The organism is Chloroflexota bacterium, assembly GCA_020850535.1.
Lineage (GTDB): Bacteria > Chloroflexota > UBA6077 > UBA6077 > JACCZL01 > JADZEM01.
In genome coordinates this window covers 1-15,584 of record JADZEM010000151.1, presented here as the reverse complement: position 1 = coordinate 15,584, position 15,584 = coordinate 1, and the positions used below count along the sequence as shown (strand labels likewise).

At 69.8% G+C, this 15,584-nt stretch carries 12 protein-coding genes; 11 read left to right on the top strand and 1 reads right to left on the bottom strand.

The genetic code is table 11. From position 1 onward, the window contains the following. The first annotated feature begins 274 nt into the window (after nucleotides 1-274). The 11 genes from IT306_22310 to IT306_22260 all read left to right on the top strand — a co-directional run bounded on the left by IT306_22310 (nucleotide 275) and on the right by IT306_22260 (nucleotide 13,886). Nucleotides 275-1,468, top strand: a complete 1,194-nt coding sequence (locus tag IT306_22310) for an alpha-hydroxy-acid oxidizing protein (protein MCC7371166.1) — start codon at nucleotides 275-277, stop codon at nucleotides 1,466-1,468. 444 nt (nucleotides 1,469-1,912) lie between these two features. Further along, nucleotides 1,913-4,021, top strand: coding sequence for an HlyD family efflux transporter periplasmic adaptor subunit (locus IT306_22305; GenBank protein ID MCC7371165.1), 2,109 nt, complete (start codon nucleotides 1,913-1,915; stop codon nucleotides 4,019-4,021). Between the two features lie 303 nt (nucleotides 4,022-4,324). Further along, entirely contained in the window at nucleotides 4,325-4,987 is a 663-nt protein-coding gene (locus tag IT306_22300) for a J domain-containing protein (GenBank protein MCC7371164.1), read from the top strand. Nucleotides 4,988-5,075: 88 nt separating this feature from the next. Continuing rightward, on the top strand, nucleotides 5,076-6,209 hold the full coding sequence (locus tag IT306_22295; GenBank protein MCC7371163.1) for a glycosyltransferase family 4 protein: 1,134 nt from the start codon (nucleotides 5,076-5,078) through the stop codon (nucleotides 6,207-6,209). Further along, nucleotides 6,206-7,279 carry a hypothetical protein gene (locus IT306_22290; protein ID MCC7371162.1) on the top strand — a complete coding sequence of 358 codons (1,074 nt, stop codon included), beginning with the start codon at nucleotides 6,206-6,208 and terminating at the stop codon, nucleotides 7,277-7,279. The genes IT306_22295 and IT306_22290 overlap by 4 nt, the downstream gene beginning before the upstream one ends. A gap of 38 nt (nucleotides 7,280-7,317) precedes the next feature. Next, nucleotides 7,318-8,010 (top strand): CpsD/CapB family tyrosine-protein kinase, encoded by a 693-nt coding sequence (locus IT306_22285; protein MCC7371161.1) that lies wholly within the window; start codon nucleotides 7,318-7,320, stop codon nucleotides 8,008-8,010. A gap of 30 nt (nucleotides 8,011-8,040) precedes the next feature. Then, nucleotides 8,041-8,187 (top strand): hypothetical protein, encoded by a 147-nt coding sequence (locus IT306_22280; GenBank protein MCC7371160.1) that lies wholly within the window; start codon nucleotides 8,041-8,043, stop codon nucleotides 8,185-8,187. Nucleotides 8,188-8,195: 8 nt separating this feature from the next. Next, nucleotides 8,196-9,887, top strand: a complete 1,692-nt coding sequence (locus tag IT306_22275) for an O-antigen ligase family protein (GenBank protein ID MCC7371159.1) — start codon at nucleotides 8,196-8,198, stop codon at nucleotides 9,885-9,887. 155 nt (nucleotides 9,888-10,042) lie between these two features. Beyond that, nucleotides 10,043-11,062: a glycosyltransferase family 2 protein gene (locus IT306_22270; GenBank protein ID MCC7371158.1), complete on the top strand. Its 1,020-nt coding sequence runs from the start codon at nucleotides 10,043-10,045 to the stop codon at nucleotides 11,060-11,062. Next, a complete protein-coding gene (locus IT306_22265) occupies nucleotides 11,059-12,240 on the top strand; it encodes a glycosyltransferase family 4 protein (GenBank protein ID MCC7371157.1) in 1,182 nt (393 codons plus the stop codon). Before IT306_22270 ends, IT306_22265 begins: the two co-directional genes overlap by 4 nt. Nucleotides 12,241-12,389: 149 nt before the next feature. Beyond that, nucleotides 12,390-13,886: an MFS transporter gene (locus IT306_22260; protein MCC7371156.1), complete on the top strand. Its 1,497-nt coding sequence runs from the start codon at nucleotides 12,390-12,392 to the stop codon at nucleotides 13,884-13,886. 61 nt (nucleotides 13,887-13,947) lie between these two features. Here IT306_22260 and IT306_22255 read toward each other — a convergent pair whose 3' ends face one another. Continuing rightward, nucleotides 13,948-14,763 (bottom strand): maleylpyruvate isomerase family mycothiol-dependent enzyme, encoded by an 816-nt coding sequence (locus IT306_22255; GenBank protein MCC7371155.1) that lies wholly within the window; start codon nucleotides 14,761-14,763, stop codon nucleotides 13,948-13,950. Between the last annotated feature and the right edge of the window lie 821 nt (nucleotides 14,764-15,584).

The following is a 15,584-nucleotide window of genomic DNA, read 5'->3' as shown; positions in this document are numbered from 1 at the left end:
GCGTCGGGGCTTGAAAGCCCCGCCTACGATCCTGCAGTCGCTGCGCGACGCGCCAGTCGCACCAGTGCCTGCCGTTCCCGACGGCCGTCGCGCAGCGACGGCGTGACTGTAGGCGGGGACTTCAGTCCCCGACCGCCCGTTCCATGATGCTTCGGGTACACCAATCAACATGCGATTGCCCTGCTTCGCCCGCGCGCTGACTGGCGTCCGTATGCCCGAGGGGGTACCGTTACCCGGAACTCCCGGCCCCCGGTGTGGCCGGTCCGGAGCGACGATGAGGACGTTCGTCAACATTGAAGACCTTCGCCGCGCGGCGAAGTGGAACATGCCGAAGCCGATGTTCGAGTACGTCGACGGCGGCGCCAACGACGAGTGGACCCTGCGCGAGAACCGCGCCGGTTTCGAGCGCATCACGTTCGACCCGAAGGTGCTGGTGGATGTCTCCGAGCGCGACATGTCCACCACCGTCTTCGGCGAGAAGCTGAAGACCCCGATCATCATTGCGCCCACGGGCATGACCGGCATCGCCTGGCCGAACGCCGAGCTTCTGGCGGCGCGGGCGGCCGGGCGGATCGGCGCCGGGCTGGCCCTCAGCACCTACGCCACCTGCGCCATCGAGGATGTCGCCAGGACTGGTCCCGGCCCGTTCTGGTTCCAGCTCTACATCAGCAAGGACCGCGCGGTCACCGACTCGCTGGTGGTGCGCGCGCAGGCGGCCGGCTACAAGGCCCTGGCCATCACCGTGGACACCCAGGTGCCCAGCATGCGCGAGCGCGACGTGCGGAACGGGTACCAGGCCCCGCCGCGCATCACGGCCGGCAACGTGGCCGACATCGCGTGGCGCATCGGCTGGCTCAAGCGCTTCCTGGTGGGACCGCGCCCGGCCTTCCGCAACTTCAGCGGCGACGTGGCGTTCACCCCGCGCCAGTTCGTCGAGATGGGCGCGTCGCTCTCCCGCCAGATGGACGCCTCCGTGACCTGGAAGGACATCGATCACTTCCGGGCGCTCTGGAAGGGGCCGCTGCTGCTCAAGGGCGTGGTGTCGACCCGCGACGTGAAGACGGCGTTGGAGCACGGCGTTGATGGCTTCATCGTCTCCAACCACGGCGGCCGGCAGCTGGACTACGCGCCGTCGAGCATCGAGGTGCTGCCGGAGATCGTGGACGCCTGCGCCGGCCGGGCCGAGGTCTACCTGGACAGCGGCGTCCGACGCGGCAGCGACATCGTCAAGGCCGTGGCGCTCGGGGCGCGGGCCGTGCTGGTGGGACGCCCCTACGTCTGGGCGCTCGGCGCGGCCGGCGAGGAGGGCGCGGACACGATGTTCCGCATCTTCCGCGACGAGGTGGACCGCTGCCTCGCGCTGATCGGCGTGCCGAAGCTCTCGGAGGTCACCCGAGAGGACTTGCGCGCGTACCCGCAGCTGACGGCCCGCGAGAAGCAGGCGATCCCGGTGGCGGTGCGCTCGTAGCGGCAGCAGGCCCTGCCCAGGAGGCCCTCGCGCCTCCTGGGAACCTTCCGCCCGCCCGGCCCGTCAGTAGAGATGACACTGTGACACGGCCTGCCGACGGTCCGCCGCGCATTTCGCCCATTTCGACAGATTAAGCGCAGTCCGGCGATCCCGACGTACCCTTCGGCCGTTCCATGATCACGATGGACAAGGTGACATCTCGGTTGGGCGTCGGCCGGACGAGCGGGTGCGACAGGGGCGAGAACTGCCCGGAGCGCCTGCCCTGCTAGCGGCCACCCAATCTGAACATGGCATAAAACAGCGCACGCATGGCAGAAGATAGCGTCGGAACATCACGCATTCACGTGAGTACCGTCCGAAGCAGTCGCGCCGTTCGTGTTATTGAGCAGGCCGGATACGCCGGCCAGGGTGTGAAATGTCAGGGCTGCGGAGGGCGAGATCGTCATGAGAAGTGGTACGCGCCTGGGCGTGCTTGTGGGCCTGCCGGTCCTGCTGGTCGCCGTTGGCGCCGTGCTTGCTGCGCTTCTCTGGCTCCAGCGGCAGAGTGAAAGTCCGCTTGACCAGGCGCTCAGCGAGGCACGGCGTCCTGCCGCTGCCCGCTCGGCCGAGTCTGCGACTGGCGCCAACACGGCTCCCGCGGCGCAGGCACAGGCAGCATCTGCCGCGGCCACCGGCGGCCGGCAGGCTGTCCCCGTCCGTCGCGGCAACATCGTCGATCAGTTGACGCTGACCGGCCGGGTCGCGGCCGCCGACGAGGTGCTGCTCGGCTTCGGCGTTGCCGGCAAGGTCGAGACCGTCGCCGTCAAGCCCGGAGACTCGGTGCAGGAAGGCCAGTTGCTGATCGAGGCCGATTCCGTGACGGTCCAGCGGGAGCTGTCGGCCGCCCGCGGCCGCGTCGAGGTTGGCGTGTTGCGCTCCGAGCAGGCTCAGCAGCAGGTGCAGGCTCGCCGCCGCGACCAGGACCGCAAGGCCGCCGCCGACGCTTCCCGCAAGGAGCAGGCGCTCCGCGAGGCCGAGTCGGCCCTGCGCCGCGCCCAGGCCGACCACGAGCGCGTGAAGGCCGGTGCGCCGGCGGCCGAGCGCCGCGCCGCCGAGCAGGCTGTGCAGTCCGCCCAGCTCTCCTACGACGCCGCGTTGAACGAGTACAACCGCGCCTTTGCTGGCCCTGGTGAGATCGAGCAGCGGCTTGCCGAGCAGGCCATCACCTCCGCGCGCATCAGCATGGCCAAGGCCGAGGCCGAAGTCCAGAAGCTGGCGAACGGCCCCGACCCGAACGATCTCCGCGCCGCCGAGCGCGACCTGATGAGCGCCCAGAACACCTACGCCCGGGCCGTCGCCTCCGTCGAGAAGGTCTCCCAGCCCGACCCCGTTGCCCTTGCGACTGCCGAGCGCGACGTGCAGCGTGCTGAGCTGAGCGTGCGGGCGGCGCAGGCCCAGAAGACCGACAGCAGCTCGGCCCGCATCCAGAAGGAGATCTCGATTCGGAACGCCCAGAGCGACCTGGCGAACGCCCGTGACCGGCTCAACCTGATCCGTCAGGGGCCGCCCCCGGCCGAGGTCGAGTCGGCGCGCCGCGACATGCTCACCGCTCGCAGCCAGGTGGACGCCGCCCGCGAGCGGCTGGAGGTGGTGCGGCGTGGCCCGGACCCGCTCGTCATCGAGCAGGCCCGTTCGAGCCTCGAAGCGGCCCGCCTCGCGGTGGCCCAGGCCGAGCAGCGCGCCACCACGCTGGCCGGCGGCCCGGCCGAGGATCTGGTGGCCCGGCTGGCGCTGACCGTCCAGCAGGCGCAGAGCGGCCTCCAGGCGGCGCGCGCCACCCTGGCGGACGTCAACGCCAAGCCGAGCAAGGACGACCTGCGCGATGCCGAGGACCGGCTGGCGGCAGCCCAGAACAACCTGCAGCGCGTCCAGGCCGATGCTGAGGCCGAGCCTGAGGCCGAGACGGACACCTCCGCGTTCGACATCCAGGTGCTGGAGCGCAGCCTCGCGCAGGACCGCGCACAGGTCGAGTCGCTCGAGCGGCAACTGGCGCAGTCGCGCCTGCGTGCGCCGTTCGCGGGCACCATCTCCAGCGTCAAGGTGCGCTCGGGCGATCCGTTCGAGGCCGAGCGCGCCGTCGTGACCCTGGCCCGGCCGGGTGCACCGGTCCTGCGCGCCGACATCACCGACCGCGACGCCTCACGCCTCACCAGCGGCCAGCGCGCCGTGATCCGGCTCGAAGGCGCGGAGGGCGGCGAGTTCGACGCGAACGTCGAGCAGATCCTGGAAGGCGAGAACGGCGTTGGCAAGACGGCCCAGCTCACGGCGATCTGGCCGGAGCCGTCGCCGGCCATCGGGACGCCAGTACAAGTACTGGTGACGCTCCGCGAGAAGGACAACGTCCTGCTGATCCCGCAGAAGGCGATCCGCTCGGCTGGCGCGCGCCGCTTCGTCGAGGTGGTGGACGGCCAGAACCGGACCATGACGGATGTCGAGATTGGCATCGTCTCGAACGGGCAGGCCGAGGTCATCAGCGGGCTGCGCCAGGATCAGCTGGTGCTGGTCAACCCATAACGTCCTGGCAGGATGCTCCCAGGCTCGCTCATGGTTGGACAATTTCGACAGCGTGTCCGGCGGCGAATTCACAGGGACTCGCACGCTTCGCACATGCTGGGGGCCCACGTTCGAACGAACAGCCTGCCCCTGAGCACGGACGCGGGGGCGACGACGCGGGTTCTCAGAACTGGAAACCAAACGTCAACCACCGGGTACAAGTCGCACCTTCGAGAAGCATCCCCTGGCCGCCACTCGTGACGTACTATTCTTCTGGCGAGTGCATGCGCGCCGGGGGCGGCGTTGCGCCGCCGGGGATTGGTAATGGCTGACGGTCTTCCCTGCCGGTGCGGTCGCGGCACCCTGTACGATGTCCTCCAGGTCAGCCCGTGGTGCGAGCCGGAGGTCATTCAGGCCGCCTTCCGCGCCCTGGCCCGCACGCGCCACCCGGACCTGAACCACGATCCCGATGCTGAGGATCAGATGCGCCGGCTCAACGTAGCGTATCAAACGCTCAGCGACCCTGTTCGCCGGGCGCGCTACGACGAGGAGCTGGCCCTTGAGTCGGCGCGGCAGGCCCCTGCCCGCCCGGCCCCGGCCGCTGGCGCGTCGGTGACCTCCTCCTCATCCTCCTACGACGACTATGCCGAGCCGCCCCGCCCGCGCCAACAGACGCCACGTGCAGCCGCTCACGCCGCGACGCAGTCCGCGGCGTACCAGACGATGATGTTCGATCAGCGTGGCGAGGGGATGCTCTCGCGCTCGGCGCTGTACCTCGTGGTCGTGCTGGTGACCGTCATCATGGCGCTGGTGGTGTACATCATGCTCGACTTTCTCGCAACGGAGCGCCCGCTTGCGCCGCGCGGCCCCCGCTCGCAGCTGGAGCGCAGCCTGCCGGCCTCGGCTGTGCCCGGCGCGTGGCTGCTCGATGGGCCGGACGGCGGCGGGCCGGGACTTTCACCCGCGGGGGAGCGTTGGAACCGATAGGGCGGCAACGTGTCTTGCGCGCCCAGGCTCGGCTGTCTACCGTTTTCGGGGGCGCCGCGAGACTGAGCGGGAGCGGCGGGAGCGATTGATGGCGCGCGTTGCCTTCGTGATGGAACAGACGCTTGGGCACGTCACGCACGCCCGGAACCTCGCGGCGGCGCTGGCTGCCCGCCCGGAGGTGTCGCCGGTCTGGCTGCCCATCGAGTTCGACGTGCAGGGCATGGCGCGCTTCCTCCCGCTGTATCGGGGCAACTGGTCGGTGCGGGCAAGCTGGCGCGCGCGGCGGGCGCTCGACGGCGCGCTCAAGCACGGCCCGCTCGACGCCCTGCTGTTCCACACCCAGGTCACGTCGCTGTTCTCGGTGGACCGCATGCGGCACACCCCGACGGTCATCTCGCTGGACGCCACGCCGATCAACTACGACGACGTCACCCGGCACGGCGGCTACGAGCACGAGATCGCCGGCGACGGCTTCGTAGACCGCCAGAAGTACCAGATGAATCGGCGGGCGTTGCAGGCCGCCGCCACGCTGGTTCCCTGGTCGGGCTGGGCGAGAGACTCGCTGGTGAACGACTACGGCGTCGATCCGGCCCGCATCACGGTGCTCGCACCGGGCGCCGACGCCGCCTTCTTCGACCTGGGCCGGCGGCGCGTCGCCCAGGAGCGCGTCGGGGAGCCGGGCGGCCCGGTCCGGATCCTGTTCGTCGGCGGGGACTGGCGGCGCAAGGGCGGCCCCCAGCTCCTGGAAGCGCTCGGAGGCCTGCCAGCGGAAAGCTGGCAGCTTGACGTGGTCACCAGGGATCTTGTCTCGCAGACGGATCGTATTCGCGTGCATCACGGTGTCGGACCAAACAGCCCGGAACTGCTCGCGCTGTTCGCGCAGGCCGATATCTTCGTGTTGCCGAGCCTCGGCGAGTGTCTGGCCGTTGTCCTGATGGAGGCGACGGCGGCGGGTCTCCCGGTGATCACCACGCACGTCGGCGCGCTTGGCGAGGCCGTGCTGGCTGGTGAGTCGGGCGCGATCGTGCCGCCACACGACGTGGCAGCGCTCAGCGAGGCGCTCGGTGCGCTGGTGGGGGATGGCGACATGCGGATCAGGATGGGCCGTGCGGGGCACGCCCTGGCGCTGGAACGGTTTGTGGCAGCAGAGAACAACCGCCGATTACTCGACATCATCGCTGAGCATGCCGGGCGCGGGGCTCAGCCTGGGAGGGCCGCGTGATCGCCAGGTTTCTTGAGACGTTCTTTCGTCACAAGCTGCTGATCCTGCTGCCGGCGATCATCACGCCGCTGGTAGTGATCCCGTTCGCCTTCGTCCTGGTCAAGCCGTACTACGAGACCTGGGCCGGGCTGTGGGTCGAGCGCCCGGCCTACGTGCCGACCAGCGACGACTGGAACCGCTACGTCACGCCGGCCCAGAACCAGCAGCAGCGGCTGACCGAGCTGCTCAAGACCCGCACCTTCACCGAGGACATCGCCCGGAAGACGTCGCTGGCCCCGCTCCTCGACTCGCCGCTCGGGCGGGACGAGGTCTACGAGTACCTCCAGCGGGCCATCGTGCCGCAGGCCACCGGCAACAAGCTCCTGAGCATCCGGGTCCGCGCCGAGGATCCCGATCTCTCGATGGAGATCGTCAACGCCACCGTCGTGACGTTCCGGGACCGCAACCAGAACGAGCGGGTGACAGCCGCCGCACAGGCCATCTCCTTCTACGAGCAGCAGCTGCGCGACGCCGAGGAGCGCCTGACCACCAGCCGTGAGGCGACGCGCCGCTACGCCATCGCCAATCCGCGCGCCGTCACCGAGGACCGCAACACCGGCACTCGCTCGACGCTCCCCACCGCCGCCACCGACCCACAGCTTGCGGAGATCCTCAAGCGGCTGGAGCAGGACGAGAAGGAAGTCGAGCGGATTCGCGGGCTGATGGCCGAGGCCAAGTTCGACGCGACGGCCAGCGTCGAGGGGACCGATTCCACCCTCCAGGTGATCGATCCACCGGTGTACCCGACGCGCTCGCAACGGGAGCGCCGCCGCCTGCTGATCTTCCCGATTGCCGCGGTGGCCATCGGGGTGCTGGTGAGCGCGCTGCTGCTGGTGGCGCTGGCAGCGTCTGACCGCTCGGTGCGCTCGACGGCCGATCTCCGCTCGACGGGCCGCGTCATCGGGGTGGTGCCGCGCATGGGCCTGCGGCGGCTGCCACGGCAGGCCGGGCCAGAGACCACACGACGGGCGGTTGCGTTCGTGGCGGGCACGGCGATTGCCGCGCTGCCGGCGCCGCGCAAAGCGAGCTGACGGGGAAGAGAGACATGGCGTTGACCATGGATGACACCATGACCGACGGGGGTTTGGTCCAGCCCGGCAGCGGGGGCGCGTCAGGATCTGGCGCGCCGCGTAAGCCGATCTTCCCCGAGGCCGAGGAGCTGTTCCGAGGCATCTACACCCGGGCCGGCCTGACCGCTCCGGGCATCATCGCCGTCACCAGCGCCATCGCCGGCGAGGGCAAGACGACGGTAGCGCTCGGGCTGGCGGTCATGGTGGCCCAGGACTTCCCGGAGCGCCGCGTGCTGCTGGTCGAGGCGGACCTGCGCGCGCCCGTGCTCGCCACCGACTTCGAGGTCGAGCCGCAGCCGGGCCTCTCCGAAGCGCTGGAAGGCATCTACCCGGTCGGGCTGGGCTACCGCGAGACGTTCCTGCCAAACTTGCGCCTGCTGCCGGCCGGCGAGCCGACGCCAAACCCCTCACGGCTGCTGCGCTCGTCGCGGTTCGCCGGCGTGCTGGCCGCGACCCGCCGCAACCACGACCTGGTGATCCTGGACGCTCCGGCCCTGCTGGTCACCAGCGACGCCGCCCTGGTCACGGATCAGGCAGACGGCGTCGTTCTGGTGGTCCGCTCGGGCGTGACGCCGTCGCCCATCGTGAACCGCGCGCTGGAGATGGTAGACAGCGAACGGCTGCGTGGCGTGGTGCTCAACGGCGCGCAATCGGCGGTGCCGGGCTGGATCCGGCGGATCTTCGGGCTCTGAGCCGGACGACGGCGAGGTACAGGTGCTGGCATGTCCTTGATGCTGGCGGCAATGGCGGTGGCCATCCTGCTGGGGATGCTCTTCCGCAAGCACGAGGGAGTGTTAAAGTTCCTGGTGCTCGTGCTGGCAGTGGCCGTCACGGCGTTGTACTTCGTCTTCGCCGACAGCTTGATGTAGGCCGGTAGATGGCCGTTCTCGCCGCTGATCCGCGCGCGCGGCGCACCTACGCCCGGGCGCTGCTCCCGCCGCGTGGCCTGACCGTCGGCTTCTACGAGAGCCTGGCGCGCCGCCGCCTGATCGTCCTGTCGCTGGTGGCGATCCTCGGGGCGCTCGCCCTGGGGCAGGCGCTGCTCCGCATCGGCGTGGCGGCGGTCGCGCTGCCGCTCGGGCTGGTGTTCGTGGCGGCGGTCATCTGGAAGCCGCGCCTGGGGCTGTTCACCGCCATCACCCTGGTGCTGCTGTTCGAGATGGGCAGCCCGGACGTCCTGATGGAGCCGGGCCGGTACATCAACTACGGCCTGCAAAGCTCGCTCGGCATCTCCGGGTTCATCGCCAGCCCGCTCGAGCTGTTGCTGATCCTGACGTTCGTGGTCTGGCTGGTCAAGGGGCTGGTCAACCACACGCTCGACTACCGGGGCGGCGACCTGGGCTGGCCAGTCGCGGCGTTCTTCCTGGCGGTGCTGCTCGGGCTGCTGCGCGGCGCCGGTGGCGGCGGCGACCTCTACGTCGCCTTCTGGGAGGCCCGCTCGCTGCTGTACGTCGGCGCCACCTACATGCTGGCCGCCAACCTGATCCGCACGCGCCGGCACGTGGCGCTCCTGCTGGGCGTCTTTCTGGTGGCGAACGGCCTCTTCGCCCTGGAGGGCGCCTACCGCTACCTGATCCTGATCAGGACCGGCCTGCTGGACATCCCGCAGGAGTTCCTGTTCGCGCACGAGGTGGTGATCTTCCTCGGGGTGCTGGTGCTCCAGGCGATCCTGCAGCTGGTGGTGGGCGGCACGCTCTGGATGCGCCTGCTGGGGATCATGCTCGGCCCCATCGGACTGTTCACGCTGTTCGCCACCCAGCGGCGGGCGGGGTATATCGCCCTGGCGCTGGCGTTCCTGTTGATGACGCTGCCCTGGCTGGTGCGGCACCGCAAGGCCGTCCTGCTGATCCTGCTCCCGAGCGTCGTGGCCGGGGCGATCTACCTGCCAGTGTTCTGGAACAACACCGGCTTCCTGGGGCAGCCGGCCCGCGCCGTCCGCTCGCTGTACGCCCCGGACGAGCGCGACGCGTCCTCGAACCAGTACCGCGACCTTGAGGAGATCAACGTCCGCGAGACGATTCGCTCGGACCCGTTCCTCGGGGTCGGCTTCGGGCGCGAGTTCCTGTTCGTCGTCCCCCTGCCCGACCTCTCGTGGTGGCCGTTCTGGAAGTTCCAGCCCCACCACAACATCCTCTGGGTCTGGCTGAAGGTGGGCGGTCCGGGCTTCGCCGTGTTCTGGATGCTGATGTTCGGCGCGCTGGCCATCGCTGGGAGCCGCGCGTTGACCCTGCGCGACCGTACGCTCGTGTCGTTCGCCTACCTGGCCATCGCCAGCATCGTCACAACGCTGATCTTCTGTTATGTCGATCTGGGCCTGACCAACGGCCGGGTGACGGTCTTCCTGGGCGTAGTGTTGGGGGCGCTCTCGGCGCTCAAGGCCATCGACATCGCCGAGCACGGCGCGTACGGGCCGGCTCCCGTGGCCGCGCAGGCGCCCACCGAGGAGCCAGCGCCCCGGCCGTGGTCGCGGGCGTACCAGGAGGCCGAGGCCGAGCGAGTGGCGGCGCGGGCGGCGGCCCGCGAGGCCGCGGCGGCTGCTACGACGCGGCGGACGTCTGTCGAATGCTAACCTGTCACGTGACGTCGCCCGGCGCGGGTGGCTGTGCGTTGTCAATGAAGCCGTCCTCGTCCTGGGTGACCGCGTGCGGCTGGTCTCGACGGCGGCGGGGAAACTCATCCGCATCGGCAACGATTGCCTGGTTGGCGCCCACGTGATGGTGATTCGTGAGTTCTGACGCGCTCGCCCTGAGTGTGGTGATCCCGACGTACAACCGGTGCGCGGGCCTGGAGCGGCTGCTGCGGGCGCTGGCCGAGCAAACCTACCCCAAGGACCGCTTTGAGGTCGTGGTGGTCAACGACGGCTCGCAGGACGGTACCGAGGAGCTGCTCGGACGGATCGAGACGCCCTACCGGCTGCACGGGCTGACCCAGGCGAACGCTGGTCCGGCCGCCGCCCGCAACCTCGGGGTGCAGCAGGCCGAAGCTCCGACCGTGGTCTTCCTCGACGACGACGTAGTCCCGGTGGCGGAGCTGCTGGCCGCCCACGCCGCCGCCCAGGCCCAGGGCGCTTCCGACGACCTGATCGTCGTCGGGCCGATGTCGCCGCCGACGGACTGGCCGCGCTCAGTGTGGGTGCGCTGGGAGGAGCGGCAGCTGCTCAAGCAGTACGACGCGATGGCCCGTGGAGAGTACCCGTGCACGCCCCGCCAGTTCTACACCGGCAACGCCTCCGTGCCGCGTCGGCTGCTGCTGGCGGCTGGCGGCTTCGACGACCGCTTCAAGCGGGCCGAGGACGTGGAGCTGGCGTTCAGGATGTGGGCGCTCGGCGGGCGCTTCCACTTCGAGCCGCGCGCCGACGTGCTCCACTACGCCTCGCGGACGCTCCGCACCTGGGCTGCGACGCCGTATCAGTATGGCCGCTACGATGTGGTGATGGGCCGCGAGAAGGGTATCAACACGTTTGAACTGGCGTGCCACGAGTTCGAGCGGCGGAACATCTGGAGCCGGCGGCTCACGCGTGGCTCGGTGGGCAAGCCGTGGCGTCAGCCGGTGACGGCTGCCCTGGCCGCGGTGGCTATCCTGGCGGACAAGTTCGGCGCGGAGAAGGTGGCCTCCTTCGCGCTGAGCGGTATCTTCAACCTCCAGTACTGGCAGGGCGCCAGCGACGAGCTGGGCGGCCCTGGGGCGGTCTGGGCGGCGGTCAGAACGCCGGCGCTGGCTTCGGCGCTGGTGCGGCGCGCATGAGCCTGACAGCGACGATGGCCGCCACGCCGCCCGACGACGACGAGCCCGCCGCCCAGGAGGAGCGTCCCGTGAGGCTGTCCGAGCCGCCCCTGCGCGTGGGCTTCGTGATGTCCACCGAGGTCGGGCTGCGGACCCAGTACCTGAACTGGCGGGATTGCCTGCCCCCTGAGGCCGGCGTCGATCCGACCTGGGCGGTCATCGACTGGGAGCGTGAGGGCGGCCTCGTGGAGCGGCTTCCGCTGCTGCCGGCCGCCCTCAAGAGCCGCATCCGCGCCCAACTGGAGCTGCGCGAGGGGCTGGGCCGCGCCGAGCTGGATGCCCTGTTCGTGGCGATCCCGGCCGTCTTCTACGGCAACGAGCGCTGGCTGCGGCGGCAGCCCTACGCCATCACCATCGACTCGACGCCCGAGCAGCTCTGGAGCTTCGGGGAGCTGTATGGACGCCGCCCGAGCCGCCTGCCGTTCGCGGAGTCGCTGAAGTGGCGGGCCAGGCTGCACCAGTACCGCGAGGCGGCGGTCCTCTTCCCCTGGTCCCGCTGGGCGGCGGCCAGCCTGGTGGACGGCTACGGCGTCGATCCGGCCCGCATCCAGGTGATGCCGCCGGGCATCGACCTGGACCGCTGGACGTTCCCCGAGCGCCCATCGGCCGAGGAGGCTGGCGAGCCGGTCCGGGTGCTCTTCGTGGGCGGAGACTTCCTCCGCAAGGGCGGCGACTTGCTGCTGGAGTGGGCCGAGCGGACCGGCCTGGACGACTGGGAGCTGCACATCGTCACGCGGGACGCCGTCAGCACCCACAGCTCGCGGGTTCACGTCCACCACGGGCTGACGCCGAACTCGCCGGCGCTGCGGCGGCTGTACGCGCAGGCCAGCGTCTTCGCGCTGCCGACGCGCGGCGACTGCTACTCGCTGGCCTCGATGGAGGCGATGGCGGCCGGGCTGCCCGTCATCCTGAGCGAGATCGGCGGGACCGGCGACGTGATCCGCGACGGCGAGACGGGCTTCCTGATCCGCCCTGGCGACGGCCCGGCCCTGGCCGAGCGGCTGGACACGCTGGTCGGCGATGCCGGTCTGCGGCAGCGGATGGGCCGGGCCGCCCGCCACGACACCGAGACGCGCTACGACGTCCGCAAGAACATCCTGCGGACGGTGGCGATCCTGCGAGAAGCTATCGGGCGGTAGCCGGTCGGGCGGCTGGCGGACGGGCGTCTTTGAGATGCCCCCGTGTGGCATCCTGTGCTGCGCGGCGACGGCCTCAGCCCGAACATGCGCCGCCGAGCGGGAGCACCTCTCTGAACCCCCTCTCCGGTTTCACAGCGCTGAGCCAGCAGATGGCCCGTCCATGGCCGTTCTTCGGCATGGCCGCCTTCACGGTGCTGATGTCCGCTATCGACAGCACCATCGTGGCCGTCGCCCTGCCGACCCTCGTGCGCGACCTGGACACCACGCTGGTGTGGGCGGCCTGGACGTTCACGGCGTACATGCTGGCCCAGACGATCATGCTGCCACTGGCCGGCAAGCTGGCGGAGCAGTTCGGGCAGATGCGCGTGTTCGTCGGGTCCGTCATGCTGTTCACGACCGGCTCGGCGCTCTGCTCGGTGGCCCCGAACATCTACGTGCTGATCGGCTGCCGCATCCTCCAGGCGGTCGGCGCGGGCGGCTTCTTCCCGTCGGCCACGGGCATCGTGGCGCACCTGTTCCCGCGCACCCGCAGCCGGATGATCGGGCTGTTCGCCTCGATCTACCCGATTGGCGGCATCCTCGGGCCGAACGTCGGCGGGTTCGTCATCGAGCACTTCGGCTGGCGGCTGACGTTCCTGATCACCGTGCCCATCGGCATCTGCGTGGCGCTGCTGCTGCTGCGGCAGGCCCTCGCGCCGCCGGCAACCTCGCCATCCGTGAGCCGGAAGATCGACGTGCTGGGCATCGCGCTGTTCTCGCTGGCGATCGTCGCCGTGCTGGTGGCGCTGACCATCCTCGGCAACAACCCGAGCTTCATCTCGTCGCCGATCTTCTGGCTGCTGCTGGCGGGCAGTCTGGTGCTGACATTCCTGTTCGTCAAGCAGGAGCAGCGCGCCCCCGAGCCGATCCTCGACCTGAGCCTGGTCAACCGGCATCCGTTCATGGTGGCGAACGTCTTCAACGTGCTGACGGGCGCCTGCTTCACGGGCTTCTTCTCGTTCATCCCCTACTATGCGACGGTCCAGTACGGGATGGGGCCGCTGGAGAGCGGCGCGATCCTGACGCCGCGCTCGCTGGTGATGATCGCCGTCTCGACGACGGTCAGCTTCACGCTGCCGCGCCTAGGGTATCGCATGCCGATGCTGGCTGGCATGCTCTGCGTCACGTCAGCGCTGACGCTGCTGGGCGTGGACTGGCAGACCGTGCGCGCGGGCAGTGTCCAGATCGATCCGCTGTTGCCGCTCCTGGGGATCATGGCGTTGTCAGGGCTGGGGATGGGCATGCTGATCCCGGCCTCGAACAACGCCAACCTGGACATGCTGCCGCAGCGGGCGGCGGTGCTGTCTGGCATCCGTGGGCTGTTTCACAACACGGGCGGCGTGCTGGGCACGGCGATCATCGTGCTGTGGCTGGCCCTGAACGAGAACAAGGCGCTGGGGATGCAGTGGATGTTCATCGCGCTGGGCGCGATCATGCTGCTGGCGCTGCCGCTGATCTTCCTGATCCCCGACGCCGCCACCGAGCGCAAGCGCACCGAGGCCCGGGCTGCGCGAGAGCGTGCGGAGGCCGAGCTTGCCGCTGCCCGCCGCGCGCCCCCCGAGCCGGAGCCAGAGTCCGAGCTGGTCACCTCGCAGCCCCGGGCGTAGTGGGTAGCGACACCGTGGGTGGCGACACCGCATCCGGCCAGGGATGAGGCGGCTATGCCGGTCAGCGGCCGGGCAGCAGCGCCTGGAGCGCAGCCGCCAGCGACGGCTCGCTGATGGTCAGCTCACCTGACGAGATGCCGGCCGCCACGTTGCAGCGGCCCCACAGCAGGCGGACCATCGCCTCGGTGGGGAGGGTCACGGTCAGGTTGGGCGCGGCTGTCTGTCCATCGGTGGCCGCTACGCGGGTCTCGCCGATAGTCAGGACCAGCGCGCCGGTGGGATCGGTCAGCAGGAACTGGATCGCCTTGCCGACCAGGGCCGGGGCCTGGTCCGGCTTGACAAGGCCGCCCAGGCGGCCAGGCGTCAGGTTCAGTTCCAGCAGGTCCGGAACGGCGGCGGCCGTCAGCTTCACGGACGAGTCGTGGGCTTGCCTGATGTCCCAGGCGTGCAGCGCCTGCTCGTTGAGGCGGCCGGCCAGCACGGTTGCCAGCGGGGCCGGGCCGCCCAGCCAGGGCATCGACGCGCCAAGCTGCTCCTCGGTGAGGGCGTCGGCCATGGCAATGAACGCCTCATTGTTGGCGCGGAAGGCTGGGTAGACCTCCTCGGGCGTCATCGCGTCGAAGCGGTCCCAGATGGCGCGGCGGTCGGCATCGGTCATCGGCGGCTCGCCGAGCAGCCCGGCCCGGATCATGCCGCCGTGAATGGCCGGCTGCGAGCCGATGTGGCTGACCACCTGATAGACCTGCCAGTCGGCAGCGGCGGACTGCTCGGTCCAGCCCTCCGGCGGCAACGCCTCCAGGTAGGCGACCAGGCCGTCGTACTCGGCGCGGGATAGCTCGATCATCCGACGGGCGTCGGCAACCGTCTCGAGGCTCATACGGACTGTCCACTCCACACGAAATCCGCGTGAGCGGCCGGCGGGCCGAGACCGCGCGCTCACACGCCGGTGGTGATACCAGATTCGTCGATGGGCGACCGGCGAAGCCCCGGTCAGCGCATGAAGGCCATAGTCGTCAATCTTCATGAGGCGCCCGATAACACTGCACAGCGCGTCCATCAACGCTGGCAGCATATGTGCAACACGCAATGTCATCCTGAGCGCAGCGAAGGATCTCACCCGCTGACCGTCAATGCTCGCGTCAGCGGGTGAGATCCTTCACTTCCCTCGCAAGCTCGGTCCGTTCAGGATGACAGAGATACCCCAAGCTCAGTCCGTTCAGGATGACAGAGAAACCCCAAGACGGTCCCCCAAATCGACGCACGGCAGGGCGCTTGCATGTTCATTGGTGTCCCCGAAGCATCATGGAACGGGCGGTCGGGGACTGAAGTCCCCGCCTACACGCATTCAGTCGCTGCGCGACGGCCGCCGGGAACGGCCGGCACTGGTGAGACTACAGCGTCGCGCAGCGACTGCAGGATGGTAGGCGGGGCTTTCAAGCCCCGACGCGGCGGCACGACGACATCAACATGCAATCGCTCCGGTTCGTGACTCAGGGCGATTGCATGTTCATTGGTGTCCCCGAAGCATCATGGAACGGGCGGTCGGGGGTTGAAACCCCCGCCTACACTCACGCCGTCGCTGCGCGACGGCCGTCGGGAACGGCAGGCACTGGTGCGACTGGAGCGTCGCGCAGCGACTGCAGGATCGTAGGCGGGGCTTTCAAGCCCCGACGCGGCGGCACGACGACATCAACATGC

Excerpts from the sequence above, each read along its gene's own strand:
- IT306_22310 (MCC7371166.1), top strand. The coding sequence starts at position 275 with ATGAGGACGTTCGTCAACATTGAAGACCTTCGCCGCGCGGCGAAGTGG.
- IT306_22305 (MCC7371165.1), top strand. The coding sequence starts at position 1,913 with ATGAGAAGTGGTACGCGCCTGGGCGTGCTTGTGGGCCTGCCGGTCCTG.
- IT306_22300 (MCC7371164.1), top strand. The coding sequence starts at position 4,325 with ATGGCTGACGGTCTTCCCTGCCGGTGCGGTCGCGGCACCCTGTACGAT.
- IT306_22295 (MCC7371163.1), top strand. The coding sequence starts at position 5,076 with ATGGCGCGCGTTGCCTTCGTGATGGAACAGACGCTTGGGCACGTCACG.
- IT306_22285 (MCC7371161.1), top strand. The coding sequence starts at position 7,318 with ATGACCGACGGGGGTTTGGTCCAGCCCGGCAGCGGGGGCGCGTCAGGA.
- IT306_22280 (MCC7371160.1), top strand. The coding sequence starts at position 8,041 with ATGTCCTTGATGCTGGCGGCAATGGCGGTGGCCATCCTGCTGGGGATG.
- IT306_22275 (MCC7371159.1), top strand. The coding sequence starts at position 8,196 with ATGGCCGTTCTCGCCGCTGATCCGCGCGCGCGGCGCACCTACGCCCGG.
- IT306_22265 (MCC7371157.1), top strand. The coding sequence starts at position 11,059 with ATGAGCCTGACAGCGACGATGGCCGCCACGCCGCCCGACGACGACGAG.
- IT306_22260 (MCC7371156.1), top strand. The coding sequence starts at position 12,390 with ATGGCCCGTCCATGGCCGTTCTTCGGCATGGCCGCCTTCACGGTGCTG.
- IT306_22255 (MCC7371155.1), bottom strand. The coding sequence starts at position 14,763 with ATGAGCCTCGAGACGGTTGCCGACGCCCGTCGGATGATCGAGCTATCC.